The sequence below is a fragment of the Kitasatospora sp. NPDC091257 genome (genome assembly GCF_044757675.1).
Lineage (GTDB): Bacteria > Actinomycetota > Actinomycetes > Streptomycetales > Streptomycetaceae > Kitasatospora > Kitasatospora lactacystinica.
Window position 1 is genome coordinate 1 of record NZ_JBIVVI010001881.1, and the last position, 1,072, is coordinate 1,072.

Annotated in this window: 2 protein-coding genes; both read left to right on the plus strand. The window is 71.2% G+C overall.

What is annotated here, in order from left to right; genetic code table 11:
• Positions 1-690, plus strand: a 690-nt coding sequence (locus tag ACIQOV_RS42645) for an oligopeptide/dipeptide ABC transporter ATP-binding protein (RefSeq protein ID WP_401056667.1), incomplete at its 5' end; no start/stop codon positions are given.
• Between the two features lie 156 nt (positions 691-846).
• A partial coding sequence (locus tag ACIQOV_RS42650) for an ATP-binding cassette domain-containing protein (RefSeq protein ID WP_401056669.1) occupies positions 847-1,072 on the plus strand: 226 nt, incomplete at its 3' end.

Here is a 1,072-nt window from a genome sequence, read left to right on the forward strand (position 1 = left end):
ACGGTCGGCGACATCATCGGCGAGCCGTTCGAGATCCACCCCGAGGTGGCGCCCAAGGGCGACCGCCGCAAGGCCGTCCAGGACCTGCTGGACGTGGTCGGGCTCAACCCGGAGTACATCAACCGCTATCCGCACCAGTTCTCCGGCGGCCAGCGCCAGCGCATCGGCATCGCCCGGGGGCTGGCGCTCAAGCCGGAGATCATCATCTGCGACGAGCCGGTCTCCGCGCTGGACGTGTCCGTCCAGGCGCAGGTGATCAACCTGCTGGAGCAGCTGCAGGGCGAGTTCAACCTGTCGTACATGTTCATCGCGCACGACCTCTCCATCGTTCGGCACATCTCCGACCGGGTCGGGGTGATGTACCTGGGGAAGATGGTCGAGATCGGCTCGGACGAGGAGATCTACGAGAACGCCACCCACCCGTACACCCAGGCGCTGCTCTCCGCGGTGCCGGTGCCGGACCCGAGGGCGCGGGAGATCCGGGACCGGATCGTGCTCACCGGCGACGTGCCCTCGCCGGCCAACCCGCCGTCCGGCTGCCGCTTCCGCACCCGCTGCTGGAAGGCGCAGCAGCGGTGCGAGGTCGAGGAGCCGCTGCTGGCCGCGCCGTCCTGGCTGGACGGGGCGGCGCGGCACGACTCGGCGTGTCACTTCGCGGCGGAGCGGGAGGCCGGGCAGCGCGCCGGCTGAGACCGGTCGATGACCAGGGCGCGTCCCCGCGGGCGGGGGCGCGCCCTTTCCCGTGACGGAAAAGAGATCTGCCGCAGGCTCGCCAAGTGCGGTCCGTTCCTTGATAGTTGCTCTGCGCCCAGCAGTGGGTGCCGCGGCGCCGGGGAGGCTGCTCTGATGGACGCGGTGGAGCTGATCGGCGGCGGTCGGGGGAGCGCGGAACCCGGGGCGCCGCTGCTGGAGGTCGACGACCTGCACGTGGAGTTCCGTACCCGGGACGGCGTCGCCAGGGCCGTGAACGGGGTGAGCTACTCCGTCGCGGCGGGGGAGACGCTGGCGGTGCTGGGGGAGTCCGGCTCGGGCAAGTCGGTGACGGCGCAGGCGATCATGGGCATCCTGGACA